The organism is Joostella atrarenae (assembly GCF_021764745.1).
Lineage (GTDB): Bacteria > Bacteroidota > Bacteroidia > Flavobacteriales > Flavobacteriaceae > Galbibacter > Galbibacter atrarenae.
The window spans coordinates 1-16376 of sequence record NZ_JAETXX010000020.1; the positions used below are offsets into that span (position 1 = coordinate 1).

General features: G+C 30.3%; 9 protein-coding genes and 3 pseudogenes. 5 read left to right on the forward strand and 7 right to left on the reverse strand.

Annotation, left to right across the window (positions count from 1 at the left end; all coding sequences use genetic code 11):
* Nucleotides 1–753: pseudogene (locus tag JM658_RS16585) on the reverse strand (hypothetical protein); the annotation flags it as partial.
* A gap of 671 nt (nucleotides 754–1424) precedes the next feature.
* On the reverse strand, nucleotides 1425–2105 hold the full coding sequence (locus JM658_RS16590; RefSeq protein ID WP_236960931.1) for a Crp/Fnr family transcriptional regulator: 681 nt from the start codon (nucleotides 2103–2105) through the stop codon (nucleotides 1425–1427).
* 311 nt (nucleotides 2106–2416) lie between these two features.
* Between JM658_RS16590 and JM658_RS16595 the strand changes: the two genes are divergently transcribed.
* The 5 genes and pseudogenes from JM658_RS16595 to JM658_RS17315 all read left to right on the forward strand — a co-directional run.
* A complete protein-coding gene (locus JM658_RS16595; RefSeq protein WP_236960933.1) occupies nucleotides 2417–3316 on the forward strand; it encodes a helix-turn-helix domain-containing protein in 900 nt (299 codons plus the stop codon).
* Nucleotides 3317–3322: 6 nt separating this feature from the next.
* Nucleotides 3323–4270 (forward strand): helix-turn-helix transcriptional regulator, encoded by a 948-nt coding sequence (locus tag JM658_RS16600; protein WP_236960935.1) that lies wholly within the window; start codon nucleotides 3323–3325, stop codon nucleotides 4268–4270.
* A gap of 518 nt (nucleotides 4271–4788) precedes the next feature.
* The gene (locus tag JM658_RS16605; protein ID WP_236960937.1) at nucleotides 4789–6009 is read left to right on the forward strand and encodes a PAS domain-containing sensor histidine kinase; all 1221 of its coding nucleotides are present in this window, start codon (nucleotides 4789–4791) and stop codon (nucleotides 6007–6009) included.
* The gene (locus JM658_RS16610; RefSeq protein ID WP_236960945.1) at nucleotides 6006–7031 is read left to right on the forward strand and encodes a response regulator; all 1026 of its coding nucleotides are present in this window, start codon (nucleotides 6006–6008) and stop codon (nucleotides 7029–7031) included. The genes JM658_RS16605 and JM658_RS16610 overlap by 4 nt, the downstream gene beginning before the upstream one ends.
* A gap of 88 nt (nucleotides 7032–7119) precedes the next feature.
* Nucleotides 7120–7948, forward strand: a pseudogene (locus JM658_RS17315) (transposase); the annotation flags it as partial.
* Between the two features lie 331 nt (nucleotides 7949–8279).
* On the opposite strand, the gene JM658_RS16625 reads toward JM658_RS17315, so the two are convergent.
* The 5 genes and pseudogenes from JM658_RS16625 to JM658_RS16645 all read right to left on the reverse strand — a co-directional run.
* Entirely contained in the window at nucleotides 8280–10268 is a 1989-nt protein-coding gene (locus tag JM658_RS16625; RefSeq protein ID WP_236960949.1) for an OmpA family protein, read from the reverse strand.
* 11 nt (nucleotides 10269–10279) lie between these two features.
* Nucleotides 10280–11218 (reverse strand): PorP/SprF family type IX secretion system membrane protein, encoded by a 939-nt coding sequence (locus JM658_RS16630; RefSeq protein WP_236960951.1) that lies wholly within the window; start codon nucleotides 11216–11218, stop codon nucleotides 10280–10282.
* Between the two features lie 17 nt (nucleotides 11219–11235).
* Complete coding sequence (locus JM658_RS16635; RefSeq protein WP_236960953.1) at nucleotides 11236–12510, reverse strand: gliding motility-associated C-terminal domain-containing protein; 1275 nt, start codon at nucleotides 12508–12510, stop codon at nucleotides 11236–11238.
* 130 nt (nucleotides 12511–12640) lie between these two features.
* A complete protein-coding gene (locus JM658_RS16640; protein WP_236960955.1) occupies nucleotides 12641–15001 on the reverse strand; it encodes a hypothetical protein in 2361 nt (786 codons plus the stop codon).
* Between the two features lie 38 nt (nucleotides 15002–15039).
* Nucleotides 15040–16376: pseudogene (locus JM658_RS16645) on the reverse strand (hypothetical protein); the annotation flags it as partial.

Below are 16376 nucleotides of genomic sequence, written 5' to 3' on the forward strand. Positions count from 1 at the left end.
CGTTAAGGTTTCTCCGCTTTCTATAACACTAGATAGATCTACATTATTTACTGTTCCTGCTTCATCTGTATAATTCAATGTAGCTCCAGATCCTGTCGATAAACTTGTAAGAGTTTCTGTCACATTCAATAACTCCCAACTATTATTGGAACTATTATATGTATAAATTTCACCAGTAGAACTATCTACATAGATATCACCTGGCACTCCTTTTGTTTCATTATTGTTTGGATTACCAACATTAGATTGTGTAACACTAAAACTTACTTCAACATTTTTCTCATTAATATAAGTGTACGACCCATTACCATTATTAACAAGTAAAGTTTCGGTTTCATTAACCTTAATTATCTCTTCAAAATTTATAGATTGTAGATTTCCTAAATCATCTATATAATTAAACGAATCTTCTGTTGGATTATAAACAACATTACCTCCTCCAAAGTCATCAATATCTGTTGAGGATATAATTCTTTTCCATGAACTTGCATCCCAATAATAAAAACCTGGAGAAAGATCCATGTTTTCTGAAATATTATAAACTAACAATCCGTTTGTATTTCCTCCTATGATTGTTTGCGCATCGTCGAAGCTTGTTAAAGCTATTCTCGGGATAAGTATTCCCCTATCCTCAGCAACAACATCTAATTGAGCTGAATTATCAGGTAGTAAAGTTCCTATTCCCACTTGAGCATTTGCTATGTGAGCGTAAGCAAAAAGCATCGAAGAAATTAAAAGTATTTTTCTAACCATATCCACATGTAAATTAAATTAATGACTTATACTTTTCAACTACGAAAACAGTAAATCCTTTCTATAATTAATTGGTGGAGGAACAGAAAACTTTTGTAAAATCTTATTAAAATAAGTTCAACACTAAATTTTTAAAAATCATCACATTTAATATTTATTGAATCAAAGTACTCTCTAAAGAAAACAATAAATTAAATTAAAAATAATGTGGGGGAAGAGATGTCATTGAAGCTCTAAAATAGAAATAAATTACATACTTTTTATTCTTTAGCTACCTTATACGAATATACTTATTTATTCTAATTTAGAAAAAAATAATTGAGAATGAATGATTCAAATATAAATTTACTCAGAGAAAGGCCAAACATTTTTATCATAATGTAAACCCACATTCAAAGGAGTTTATTTCAAAATAGAACTTTATCAAACTGTTTTCTTTTAATATTTAATCGGGTAAAACAATAAATAATTTATATTTTAAAAGATGAATCATTCTTATAGAAGTTCTAAAGACAACATCCTAAATATATCGACTCAACTATTTAGCTCTATAATGTACTTTTATATAACTAAATTAGTTTAGTCCTTTGAAATAGTTCGATTGCCATTAATTTTAATAATTCATATATGTATACTACTCGTATCTGCTAATTAAAGCAAATCATATATATTTAATCTGAGCAGTTCATTAATTCTTCTTTATTTAAAAGAATAGTTCTTCTATTTTGAAACTTAATAAGATGATTCTTTTTTAATTCTGACAATATACGAATACAACTTTCCGATGTAGTACCAACCATTGATGCCAATTCTTCTCTAGACAACTTAATTTTTAAATCTCCAGAATTAGAATCTCCATAATTATCATGTAAGAATAATAACATTTTAATGATTCTCTGGCGAACAGTTTTATGAGTCATGTTGGATATATAATCCTCAGTAAAATCTAAATCCTGACAGATGGTTTTAATTATCGCTTTATTAAATTGAATATTCGTATTCAAAAAATTTAAGATATTTGCTTTTGGTATAAAGCAGATAGACATATCTTCTACCGCTATTGCACTATATTTAGAGGGTGAATCTGTCAAAACAGATCGCTGTCCAAAGAGTCCACCAGAACTAACTAAACGTAAGGTCTGGACAAATCCATTTTCATTCATTTTGGTTAGTTTACAAATTCCACTTTGTACACAAATTACTTTATTGACATACTCTCCTTCCTTTAAGATTATATCTCCTTTTTTAAACTGCGAAGTCTTTTTAGAACTTTCAAGAATATATGTCTCATTTTTATCTAGATATTTAAATAGACTACAATTAAAAGATTGACAATTTTTACAAAAATTCATAATAGAGGGGGATAAGTTTATTACTAAATATTTGTACTTTAATGGAAATCAGTTATGAATCCGTGACAAAATTAAAATTAAAGTCGGATAAAATTCTTACATTTAGTTTTAGAAATTAACATAATAAGACATATTTTTAATTAGAAGAATAGTAGGTTTAATTCATTTGATGTTTATCAAATCGTAAGGTAATTCTTAAAATAAATGGAGTGATTAATTCCTGAATAACAATTCGACTGAATCAAAATAAATAGCATTTGATAATAGTACCAATATTAAATTTACCATGACAATTATGTAATTACCTTTTTATGAAAAGTTTTAAAGATAGTATAGTAAAAATAGAATCATCTCCTGAGATTAAATATTCATTGGCATGTAAATCTGGTATAAATTCTCATTATATGGATTGTATTTACCAAAGTAATGTCAAGTTTAGCAATCAAAGTAGCAGCACTAATCAAGTACTTTTCATATATAGTCTCTCTTTTACAAATACCAATTTTAATCTTAAAAATAAGACCTATGAACTCGGTATGTGGAACCATAATTTAATGATAATAAATGGGGGGATTAAAACTATCAATTCAATTCAAAAGGGTACGCATCTTAAAATGTTATTTATAACAATTAATAAAGAGAAGTTGAAGAATACATTGTTACATATGGGTTATAATATCCATAAAATAAATCAGGTTCTTTTTCAAAAAAATAAGGATGTAATGGGCTATGGGAGAATGAAAGACAATAGTTTTGTCAAGTTAAATCAATTATTTAAAAAAAAATCAGGGAAGGCTAATTTTAAATTTCATTATGCAGCAACTGTTAATTTTTTATTATCAAACAGCATGGATTATTTAATGAATAATAAAACATTGCCTACTGAAGGAAATGAGTATTTTATGATTATTTCTATCCAAAAAGAATTATTCAATAACCTTGAAAAACCATTCCCCTCTATTAAAGTGTTGTCGCAAAGCGCTAATATGTCTGAAACTAAATTCAAAAATATGTTTAAAGAGATTGTAGGTACTACTCCAAGTAACTATCATCTTACTTGCAAATTAATAAAATCTAAGGATTTGTTAAAAAACAAAAATCTATCCATAAACCAAATTTCAGATTTACTTAAATTTTCTAACAGTTCATATTTTTCTCATAAATTCAGGGATTATTTTGGGGTTTCTCCTACCGAATATTTAAAAGACTAATAACATATGAAAATCATTGAGCATAGTTATACTCTTAACAATGAATGGATCTTAAAATTAGCTGCTGATTTAGATTTGCAGTTTAAAGATAATTTTGTCATTTTCAATGAAAGCTATGCAAAAGGGGCTATATATTTTAATCAGGTTACTGAAAATATATCTGTTGTTCTATTCGATTTAAAATACAAATTATCCATCCAGGTTAATAGAAAATCGACACTAGAGAAATTATATATAATTCATTACGACATGAGTGAAGATTACAACATTTTTGTTTCCAAAAGCAAGACATATAAAATTGGATATGAAAAAAAGTTAGGTTTTACATGTATGGATGGTGAAATCTCCAATATTTTCAAGCCGAAAAACAAAAGAGTTATGTTTGGTTTAAGAATATTAATAAAAAAAGCCACATTAAACGACTCTCTACCTCATGAAGAAAATAATATACCCTTTTTTCACGATAACATGGATGGTGAAAGTAAAATATTAATGAAGTACCTAAAAGGTATAAATAAAATGGATCGCAATTTTGATTCCGAACTTAAATCTATTTCATTAGAGCTTATGGGTAATTTTATAGAAAAATATAGTATTACTGAAGATAAATTTATTAAAAGTCAAAAATATAGTAAACTTGCTAAAAATATAAGATACTTTCTATTAAAGAATATTCATAATTCATACCCAGGAAATAAAATGATTTCTAAGAAATTTGGTATTTCCACCTTACAGCTGATTAAAACGTTTAAAACAAATTATAGTGTGTCTCCATTTGATTTTTTTATAAATGAAAAATTGCTTCTAATAAACAAAATGCTAAGAAGTGGTCATTATAACTCTGTAGCTAGTATTGGTGATGAATTAAATATTGGCAATATGTCTCATTATACAACCAAATATTATAAGCTATTTGGTTGTGAACCCATTCAAGATTTAAAAAAGTCAAATTAGAGATTTCGAAAATTGATAACTCCCTAAAACAAGAACATTCTCCCATAGCTAAATAAACCTAACATCATAAAATCAAATTGTTTATTAAAAATAACTATTTGTTAGATAGAGAAATCATTAAATAATATAAATTCCTTAAAGCAAATCTGCTATTGGGGTTAAAAGTATAATTTGCCAACATCTATATATTTTGGATTCTTTATGTTATCATACATAAACTTTAGACAATTAGTATAGAGCTTCCTATTATTCAAGTTAACATTTGTATTCACCTCCGCTATTTCACTATAAATCAACAGATTTCTACTAAAATTCAATTATTATATGTTGCCTTCAAGAATAACATCTATCCGTATAAAACAATATCAAAGCTAAAAAAATAACAGTAAAAGACTTAATAATTAATGTGTTAGGTGATCTATGATTAATTATTCGTTAGTTTGTAGAAGATAAAAGATTTTAAGGTTTCCCCCAACCTTCTTTCATATTAGAAACCTGAAAATTATTAGATTTTTTTTATGAGCATCTTTACCAATAAAAACATTTTTAGCCTTATTTCGGAATCTATTTCAGAAGGAATAATGGTAATTGATAGTACTTACAAGGTCATATCTATTAATTCTACACTTCTAAGTATGTTTGAATATAGCGAAGAAGAGTTGATTAACAATGACTTCTACAAACTAATTCCCGAAAATTATCATTCCAAGCATGACAAATATGTTTCAGATTATTACACTACGGCCAGTAAACGAAAAATGGCTGGAGGAAGACAATTGTGGGGTGTAAAAAAAAGTGGTCAAAAGATACCTATTAAAATTGGCCTCAACCCATTTTTCTACGAAGGAAAAAAATATATAGTTGCCATTATTATTGATGTTTCCAGTTCAATGGAATATGAGAAAAAAATAACACAATTAAATCAAAACCTGGAATCAAAAATTAAAGAAAGAACCAAAAACCTTCAAGACTTAGTCAAAGTGTTGGAGAAAGAAATTTTACACAGAAAGGATATTGAAGAAAAGTTAAAGAAATCATTAATTAAAGAAAAAGAATTAAACGATTTAAAATCTGAATTTTTAACCCTAGTAACTCATGAATTTAAAACCCCTCTTAGTAATATTTTAATTTCTTCTACCTTAGCTAGTAAGTACAAAAAAAATGAAGAGCAATCGATTAGAGATAAACATATTATAGATATTCAAACCAAAGTAAAGTTCTTAACTAATATACTAAATGATTTTTTATCTATTGAGAAATTAGAGGCTGGAGAAAACCAATATAATTTAAGTGAGTTTGATGTGATTTTTTTAACTAATCAATGTGTTAAAGAAAGCGAAACTTCATTACTGGAAGGACAGAAAATAAAAATTACATCCTTCCTCAAAAATTCTAATTTATATTTTGATCAAAAGATTTTTAAGTTGATTATTACTAATTTATTGTCCAATGCAATAAAATATTCTCCTAAGAACGCTACAATAATTGTAAATTTAAATCGTAGTGATAAGTTTATACTATTAAGAGTCATTGATTCAGGCTACGGTATCCCTGAGCAAGATCAAAAACATATATTTAGCAGGTATTACAGAGGGAAAAATGGTATGATTACGCATGGCACAGGAATTGGATTGTACATGATTAAAAAGCATATAAATAATTTAAAGGGAGCTATTCATTTCAATAGTAACGTAGATGTTGGTTCCGAATTTTTAGTTAAACTTCCTACTACTTTATGAATAAAATACTTTTGATTGAAGATGATAAAATGCTGAGAGAAAATACCGTAGAACTATTAAAACTATCAAAAAAATATAAAGTATTTAGTGCTGACAATGGTTTATCAGGTATAGAAATGGCAAAAGAGATACAACCTGATATCATCTTGTGTGATATTATGATGAACCCAATAGATGGTTATAAAGTCTATAATGAATTGAAGAGTGATTTAAAAACTAGCCAAATACCATTTGTTTTCATATCCGCTAAAGGAGAATATAAAGACATTAGGTTTGGAATGAATCTTGGAGCAGACGATTATTTAACAAAACCATATACAGAAGAAGACTTAAATGAAGCGATTGACCAAAGATTAAAAAAAGTAAAAAGAATAAAAAAAGATTTAAAACGAAATCAGTTTTTAAGAAAAAATATTGATACAATTGATCTTTTCAAAAAGAATGCCCATCTGAAAGTATTTAAAAAAGATTCTGTCGTATATGATGACCTCACAAACACAAACAATCTATATTTAATAAAAAGTGGTTTAATTAAGTCGTATCAATTAGATACAACAGGAAAGATTCTTGGACTTTATTTATTTAAATCTAATGATTATATTGGAAACTTTTCCATGAATAATAAAACGAAATCTATAGGTGGTAATAAATCTGTTTGTATACAAGATACTGTCGTATATTGCTTAAGCACACAAAAATTATCAGAATTAATCGATTCAAGTCCTTCAATAGGAAAAGCAATAATAGACTTCCTAACAAGATACATATATAACATACAAAACCAATTTTTACCAATTATTTATGGAAATTCCCGTAGTAAAACCCTTACAACTCTACATCGATTAAAAAAGATATTAACAGATGAAAATACTAAGTTTATAGACCTACCTAGACATGATATTGCAAATTTTGCTGGGATGTCAACAGAAACTTTGATTAGGACATTAAAAATTTTAGAAAAAGAAAGGGTTATCACTTTGGACAAAAAAAAAATATACATTAATGAATTATTGAGTGACTAAGCAACTGAATAAATTAAAAGGAAACAGTCTTTACCATAAATCTAGTCTATAAAGGGTAGGAGTCCAAAAAACTGTGTAAACAGAAACAGATCTCAGTAATTTATTCAAAGATTTGCACAGCGCAGATTTAGGAGCGATGCTCCAAGGAGAGATGGATGTTCACTTAGGGTATCCTAAAAATGGCAGTCGAAGCTTAGACAATGCTCGTAATGGCACTACAACTAAGCGCGTAAAACCACAATATGGTCAAAGTGAAATTATTGTACCTAGAGATCGTAATAGTGGTTTTGAACCGATAATAGTTCCCAAGCACAAAAGCACTTCCTTGTCTGTTGAAAACATTGTCATCTCTTTATATGCCAAAGGAATGAGTGTTTCAAATATCGAAGAAGAGTTATATGAAATTTACGGTTACAAGCTCTCAACTTCCTCCATATCACTAATAACAGATAGAATAAATCAAGAGGTTATAGAATGGCAAAATAAGCCTTTAGAGACAGTTTACTGTGTAGCTTGGTAAGATAAAAAGTCTTTACTGGCGATATGAAACATATTGACAACGCTCCTTATAAAGAAATGGCCAAAGCTGAGCTCGATCGCTTTGCTCAAAAGTGAAATAATAAATATCCTTACGCTGTTCAATCTTGGCAAAATAATTGGGAGGAACTTACCGTATTCTTTGACTTTCCTTTAGAAATAAGAAAAATTATATACACCACAAATCTAATAGAAAATCTAAATGGAAAAATCAGAAAGTATATCAAAATAAGATGGGCTTCCTAACAGATGCTGCGTTTATAAAATCAGTTTATTTATCACTCATGCAAATTACTAAGAAATAGACACAACCAATTCAGAATTGGGGACTCATTCTTAATCAGTTGTTAACTATATTTGAAAAAAGGGTCCAACTTTAATAAAGTTGAACCCCAATTAAATTTGTCTACACAAAATTTTGAATACTATCCCCCTGCACTTAAATTACAGGGGTAGAGCTCAGTCAAAAATAAATTCAATTCCCAATAAATAAATAAATAAACTAATATGGACTAAATTGTTACAGGTCCTAAAATCTGCCAAAGTCATAAAATATAAATACTCGTTTATCAAGAACGTTTATTATTCTTTAAAATATAAACACCAATTTCTTTAATTAATAAGATTATAATTCCCAAAATGGAAGCTATCTTACCTACTTGGATCAATAAAATATCAATTTCCAAAACTATTTTAGTTTTATGATTGTAATTACTCAGACTTAATCTTTTCGACTATAAATTCACTACGTCTATTCTCTTGATGTTCTGATTCTAAACAAGAAACGCCATCACTACATCTATTCAATAATTTCGACTCTCCGAAGCCTTTATAAGATAGGCGATCTTTTGAAATCCCCTCAGAAATAATATAATCATATGTAGATTTAGCACGTCGTTCAGATAATTGTAAATTGTAGCTAGACTTACCTCTACTATCTGTATGTGAACGAATACTAATCTTTTCAATCTCCGGGTGCTCCATCAAATATGAAACAATCCTATCAAGCTCCACTGCAGCATCTGCTCTAATAACAGCGCTATTATAGTCAAATAGAATAGGCTTTAATTTTAAACTTGTGAATAAATCAGTACCTGTTTTAAGTAGCACAATATCTTCTAATGAATTTACTTCATTACCTTTCTCTATAACTATTTTTTCATTCAAAAAACCAATAATTTTAATACCTCCGTATTCATCCTTTATCTCTTGGGAATTTTTGGTTGCCTCAATTGTATAATTTTTAAATCTATTTGTATTAAAACTATAAGCCCCATTTACATCAGAAGATACCGAATCTAAAACAATATCATTATCATCCAAAAGATAAATCATTGCATTAGCTAAAGGCTTTCTACTTGTAGAAATATTGTTCTGTTCATTTTCTTCAAAAACATGTCCCTCAATTCTACTAACAAAAACATCTTTAATTGGTTTTAATTCGTAAATCGAATAAATATCATCACTATTTGAGCTATTATTTGAACTAACAAAACCCCTCTTACTTTCTGTATCAATATAAAAGGCAAAATCATCACCAGGAGTATTTATAGGTTTTCCAATATTCAAAACATTACCAAAACCATTTTTCCCTTTTTTAGTATAATAAATATCATAGCCACCCATACCGAAATGACCGTCTGATGAAAAATATAATTCATCTTTATCGGTTACAAATGGAAAAGATTCTCTACCATACGTATTTATATTTGCATCAATGGTAGTTACACGACCAATCTTCTTTCCATTATAAATTGGTGCGTAAAATATATCTGTACCACCAATGGACTCTGGACGATCGGAAGAAAAATACAATCTATCTTCGGCTGGACTTAATGCAGGATGTGCAGTTGAAAAATTGTCTCCATTAATAGGCAACTCTTCAATATCTGTCCACTTACCATTTTTTAAACTTGCTCTATAAATCTTGAGTACATTGTAGGAATCCTTCTTACTATTTCCACTAGACTTAGTAAAATACATGGTATTTCCATCTCTTGTGAAACACGCACTAGTAGTGTGACTATTTAATGAATTAATACCGCCTTTAACGCGTTCAACATCACCAGAGATAACAGCATCACCATTTTCAATTTTCATCTTTACAGTATAAAGATTTAAAAACTTGTCATTGGTCCAACTATCAGTATAATTAACAACACCAACGGAATCTCTATTAGAGGTGAATATAAAGTTATTCTTAAATAATGAAGCTCCATATTCTGTTTTTGCAGTATTTAATTCTGTTAAAGCACTTATTTCATAGCGATCTGAATTTTCACTAATCATTAATAAATAATCTTCTAAAGAATAATCTCCTTTTTGTGTCTCTGCAACCTTAGTTAAATATAAATTATAATATTTCTCTGCTTCTTCATTTCTATCTGTGGCTCTTAAAGCCTGTGAAAATCGAAGATAATCAATAGCTTTCAATCCTCTCGTTTGCACCGCAAATAACTCTGTGTACCCCAATACTGCATCATCATAATGGGCATTAAAAAATTGAGCGTTGGCCCACTTTCGATAAAGCTCAGCACTGTCGTATCCTTTATCTGCAGCCTTTTTAAAGTGTTTCCCTGCGTCTACAAAAGATAAATCGTGATAGTCCTTAAATCCTTTTTCAGCAATTCTTGATTTTTCTTGAGAATAACCAGAAAAATTAAAAACTATTACTGATAAAATTATGTAAATTTTTTTCATATTAACTGTTTTTAAAAGAAACGAGGATTAACTACTCTTCTTACTCGTGTAAAAAGTTCGAATCTTAAGAATATTTCATGAGAACCAGAATTATAATTCCCTAGTGGAGTAGTATCATAATCATAAGCATACCCAACCATAATTTGATCATTTACTTGAAAACCTGCAAGCGCACTTACTGAAGCATCTAATCTATACCCCAATCCAAGTGTAAGCTTTTGATCATATTGGAAATTTGCAGAGAGATCTACTGATAAAGGAGCTCCTGACACAGCTTTAACTAATACTGTAGGCTTAAACTGCCAATCATAGCTTAAATCAAAAATGTAACCTCCGATTGCATAAAAGTGCATTCGTTCAGAAGCAATAGAAATCTGAGAACCTGACTCTGAATCATTGTAATGCTTTGTTTCCAAAAGATTTGGGGCAGATAAACCAACATACCAATTATACCCGTATAAGTAGGCTCCAGCACCAATAACAGGGTCTATTTCATTGATTGGTACTAAATTTGGATCATTCTCATTTTCATAGTTTAATTTATCAGGGTCAAAATCGAACATGTTAAAACCTGCCTTTAAACCAAAAGCCAATTTCGTATAGCGAGACAAATCTATTGTATAAGATAGATCAGCTGTAAAGTTATTACTTACTGTTGGACCTATTTCATCATTATTGAAACTAAGTCCTAGGCCAAGCTTACTATATCCTAGCGGAGTATTTAACGAAAAATCAAAAGTTTTAGGAGCTCCATCTAATCCTATCCATTGTGATCTATAAATACCATTGAAACTCAGTACTTCTCTACTCCCTGCATAAGCAGGATTTATTGATTGTGTATTATACATATACTGAGTATACTGGCTATTTTGTTGTCCATAGAGATCACTACCTGTAACAATGACCAATAATAACAAAATCAATACTATTCCATTATATTGCTTTTTCATATTTTCTTTCATCTTTATTAATTATCACTCACATATAAATATCCAGCCTTGTCATATTGTCGTAGAGTACCAAAGCCAGCGTCATAAACAAACTTGATAATGTAATAGTATGTACCACTAGGTAAACCATCATCTGCAACTAAAGTAGCCCTACCTTCAGATAATCCCGTAAAAACATCCTCCCCGGTATTAGAACCATAATTATCAGTTTCGAACACTTTTACACCCCAACGATTAAAAATTTCTACATGGATCGAACTACTCAAATAAGGACATACATCTCCTTCTTTAAACGAAATCTTGAAAAAATCATTTTTACCATCACTATTTGGTGTAACCGCATTGTAAATTTCCATACCTCCACAGGGCAAATCTTGCCCCTCCATCAAGCCTAAAGTAAAAATTCCATTTTGAGGAACTAAAGCGGTAACTGTCATGGAATTCGTATCAACTAAGCTACTGTAACTTTCCCATGATTGATCATTCTCATCCCACCATAAAATTCGGATACCTTCAGGATTCTCATCAAATAGACTATTATTGGAACCATTTATAGGAAGAGTTATATAATATCCACTATCCTCGGATTGGCTGTTATTACTAAACTCCCAATATTCTTCAGTATTTATAGTTTGCAGTATTGTTCCCTCCTTTACAGATGTTAAACCTCCATAAATATCCGTGGGATTGTCTCTATAGTATTTACCCACTGTATTGATTTCAATACTATTACTATTTTCATAAGCTATGGGACTATAATAGTTTAAATTACCTGTTGGCAATGAATGATAAGAAACATTATCATCAACATAAACGTAGCCATCAACAAAACTCCTGTTTGAATTATTAATTACACTACTCTCTCTACCCAACCTAAAAAAACCTAAATTGTCATCACTTTTTATGATTCCATTTTTAAAATTTGCTTCACCATCAATATTAAGCTCACCAATTAAATTATAAAGCTGTCCTTCTGAAGTATTCACGAAATCTATATTCTTTACAAATATTACTTGGTTACCTCCAATAGTTTGTATATCGGAACCGGTAAAAAGAATTTTACTACTTTCATCCAAATAATCAATTTCTCCATCATTTGTGAAATTTCCATAAAAATATGAGGACCCATCATTGTAATAAACCCCATTATTATGAAAGTCTGAAACATTCGAGAATAATGTTCCTTTTGATATCGAAAGGTTTCCTTCATTAGTTGTTTGACAAATTCCAATTGAAGAAAACAATATGAAGAACATAAAAACTACATCATGTTTAATATTTATTTTATACATTAAATTACATTTTTAAAGTTTAAATAGTAACCAAAGTTATATCTAGTTCAACTCAATAGACACATGCATATTATAACATGTATCTATCGGTCAAACTGAACAAACAAAACAGATAAAAGCTTCGCTTTTATTACTGAACCTGGTAATCTTCGACTAGATTCTCCTGTGCATATTGTATTGCCCAAGCAATAGCATTGGCATAAAAGAAACTATTATATACTGTTCCACCGCTATACGGTTTAGTTACTGGAGTACCTGTAGAAGAAGTTCTTGCAGGCCATATGTCATTACTACCATTTCCTCCTTTATCTCCTGTATGGAATCCTGAATCTCCACAAAAGAAGAAACCTAATGTATTATGCTTAAACATGAAAACTTGATTTCCAGACTCATTGGTTGCTAAAGCAGATACGGTACTAGGAAGGTTTGTAATGTAAACTGAATTATTTAAATCTGAACCTGCCTTTTTACCTCTTACATCTCCAAACGGCCCGTTAAGAATAGGGTCATCTACATTAGACATTGGGTTTGTTAAAGTACCTCCTCCTGTAGTTTTAGAAACATTTCCTCCACAAATACGGTCGATTAAGTCTGTTACATTGCTGTTATCTTGTATACCAGCAAGTAAAACTCCTTTTTTATTTTTAACAAAATCCTCTAATACTGCATTCTCACCAGAATCAGGATTATAGTTATAACCAATAATGATGATATCGATGTTGTTGTTATTTATATAATCTCGAAGCTGCGATGCACTAGGATTTCCGCCTGCATTCGTGAAATTAAACCCTTGAACTTTTATTTTTCCAGAAGGACTAAAATTTGAAGTAGACTCAATTAAAGTCCTAGGTGTATATCCAGAAATTGCTGCATTGTATCTATTATCACTACCTATACCTAAAATATTCATAGTTCTATACTGAAAAATAACCTCTTTGGTACAAGACTCTGAACCTGAAACATTACTATCTGTAGATATTGTAAAATCATACGCTCCACCACTAACTGGAGTACCAGTACCTTGCATCATTACCGTTTGAAAACCAGTACTTGTAAATGTACCTGATGCTGAAAATGACACACCATTTTGAGCATCTGTACTCATACTATAGCTCCCCACATACTGAACATCAACAGAAATTGACATAGTATTTGAAGAAGACATTGGAAGTTCAGGTAAATAATCTCCAGAAACTGTAACACTAGAACAATTTATTGAATAAGTAACTGGCTGAGGGATAACTTCCATCTCAAAGCTACAGATAGTAGTAACCCCATTTCTAACATTGAAACTTTTCGTTCCTGAAGTATCAAATGCATCTTCATTAGAAGTTAAAGTAATTGTTTGACTACCCAACTCTGTAAAAGTAACTTCTCCACTCGAAAACGAAACTCCTTCTTGACTATTTGTTGATATAGTAGTCGTACCTGTTGCTACAACATTTATTGGCAATTCAATAGTATTTGAAGACTCTAAAACAACATCCTCTTGATAGGTTCCATTGATAACAACACTATCGCAGTCTACTGTAAATTCAACAGGTGAAGTCGTTACAGCTATACCCGAACAAGAAGACTCATTCTCTGAATTAGATACCAATTGAAAAGTACTTTTTCCTGAAGCCTCAGGTGTACCACTACCAATTAGCTCAACTTTTGTAACGCCTTTTTCAGTAAATACACCAGAACCACTAAAAGAGATTCCATTTTTTGTATCCGTATCAATATTCCATGCACCGGTATTTAAAACCTCTACTTGGAAAATCATTTTATTAGTATTATCTAATGGAATTCCAATGAAGTAGTCACCTTCTACAACAGGTGATGGAATTGAACAAGCAATTTCAAAATTAACATCTGCTTTTTGAACATAAATATCAATACTACAATCAACTTCTTTTCCATTAAGTGAAATTGCAAGATTATCTCCAAGCTCACCTTCATCATATCCAACACCAGGGGTACCAGATCCAGGTATTGTTAAGGTAAAGCTACCTGGCTCTTCAAACTCTCCACTTGTATTAAATAAATAACCATTACTCGTAACCCCTGAAACGGTATACGGACCAGCCTTTTCAACTGTAACAGGAATAGACAATACATTATTAGATGCATCTAAATTCTCTCCTTGTATATACTGCCCACTGGCAACAACTGAATTACAATCTGATATACTAAATACAGCTGGTGGCGGGGTTCCACATAATTGCAACCATGCATTACTCTCCGTATTCCAGAAATTAAAACATCCGGTATCTGTATTATAAATGGACATTCCATCATTTAAATCTGTAACTGCTATAGCATCGCGCTGATCCGTTGTCATTTTTGGGACTAAAAATCCACCGTCTATACTTTCAAGCTCCATCAAAGCTCCCGATACGGGAGTCACGGGAGAGCCCTGAACCGACCCATCCTTTACTTTAACTTGGCCTATTGCTGTTCCAACAAAAACAGACCATATTAATAATGTATATATTATTTTTTTCATGTTTCCTTATTTTTTAAAATTTGAAGAATATTCACACACTATTTAGTGGCGTTTTTCTCTAAGTTCTCTACACGTTCAAGTAGGTTTGAAATTGATGATTTCATCTCATCAATTAATGAATTTTTATCTTGTAATTCTCCACTGATCTCTTCTAATTGTAGATTTTTAGAATCTAGTTCCTTATTTAATTCAATAACATGGAGATATAATTCTTCTGTTTTCTCCAGTAATTGAATAGAGAGTTCAGATAAGTTAAAGGAATAACCTTCACTGGTTTTTATTAAATCTTTTATTGAATTAACTCCTGGAAGGTGATTGTTTTTCTTAATAAATTCATCTACCTCTTCCAAGCTTTTAAAGTCATAATCCTCTTTCAATTCAGATGCACCTTTAAAATAATCCTCAAAAACATAATCTGCATAGTAACTATTTACTGTCGTGATTGCTCCATTGACACGTAATTTCTCATTCGGTGCAGATGATGGCGCATCAAAACCAATACCTACCCATCCTTGAGTATATATATCCTCATCATTAGCAATCGCAGCATCTTTAGAATCAACACCAAACCAAGGTTCTTTTACTAATGATGCTATATTTATTGAACTAACAACAGCATCTTCATCTTGATAATCTAATGTTCCTGTATCATCATTAACAGTCAACGATGTCAGTGTTTCTGAGTCTCCAACTAAATCAATTAAATCAATCTCATTTACAACACTATCTTCATCCGTATATGTAAGCGTATTTCTTGAAGAATCATAAACTAGCTTTGTTAATGTCTCTGAATTACCTACTAAATCAACTAGATCTATGGAAGTCACTATCCCATCCTCGTCTGAATACTCTAACAAATTACTGGAAGCATTATAGCTTAACTTAGTAAGTGTCTCCACATCAGACACCAAATCAATTAAACTTATATCTGTAGTACTATTGTTCTCATCAACATAAGATAACATAGCTCGAGATCTGTCGTAAGTTAAAGACGTAACTGTTTCGGCTCCTCCTACTAAGTCTACTAAATTAAAACTTGTAGTTACACTATCTTCATCTGTATACGAAAGTATATTTCTAGAAGCATCATAAAGCATACTAGTTAACGTTTCAGAATCCCCTACTAAGTCTACAAGATTAATTTCAGAAGTGTTTCCATCTTCATCTTTATAAGTCAACATACTTCTAGAAGCATCGTAAATTAAACTAGTCAACGTCTCATTAGCCTTTATTAAATTAACTATCTCATTTGAAACATCTGTATTTTCAAATATAAGATCTGAATTATTTATAATATCAGCTGGAACATCTATGACTACAGGATCTCCGTTCTCATTTGTATATGTATACGTACCATCCCCGTTGTTTACCAATG

Bases quoted from the DNA above. Each gene is read 5' to 3' on its own strand.
- JM658_RS16590 (WP_236960931.1), bottom strand. From the start codon at position 2,105: ATGAATTTTTGTAAAAATTGTCAATCTTTTAATTGTAGTCTATTTAAA.
- JM658_RS16595 (WP_236960933.1), top strand. From the start codon at position 2,417: ATGAAAAGTTTTAAAGATAGTATAGTAAAAATAGAATCATCTCCTGAG.
- JM658_RS16600 (WP_236960935.1), top strand. From the start codon at position 3,323: ATGAAAATCATTGAGCATAGTTATACTCTTAACAATGAATGGATCTTA.
- JM658_RS16605 (WP_236960937.1), top strand. From the start codon at position 4,789: ATGAGCATCTTTACCAATAAAAACATTTTTAGCCTTATTTCGGAATCT.
- JM658_RS16610 (WP_236960945.1), top strand. From the start codon at position 6,006: ATGAATAAAATACTTTTGATTGAAGATGATAAAATGCTGAGAGAAAAT.
- JM658_RS16625 (WP_236960949.1), bottom strand. From the start codon at position 10,268: ATGAAAAAAATTTACATAATTTTATCAGTAATAGTTTTTAATTTTTCT.
- JM658_RS16630 (WP_236960951.1), bottom strand. From the start codon at position 11,218: ATGAAAAAGCAATATAATGGAATAGTATTGATTTTGTTATTATTGGTC.
- JM658_RS16635 (WP_236960953.1), bottom strand. From the start codon at position 12,510: ATGTATAAAATAAATATTAAACATGATGTAGTTTTTATGTTCTTCATA.
- JM658_RS16640 (WP_236960955.1), bottom strand. From the start codon at position 15,001: ATGAAAAAAATAATATATACATTATTAATATGGTCTGTTTTTGTTGGA.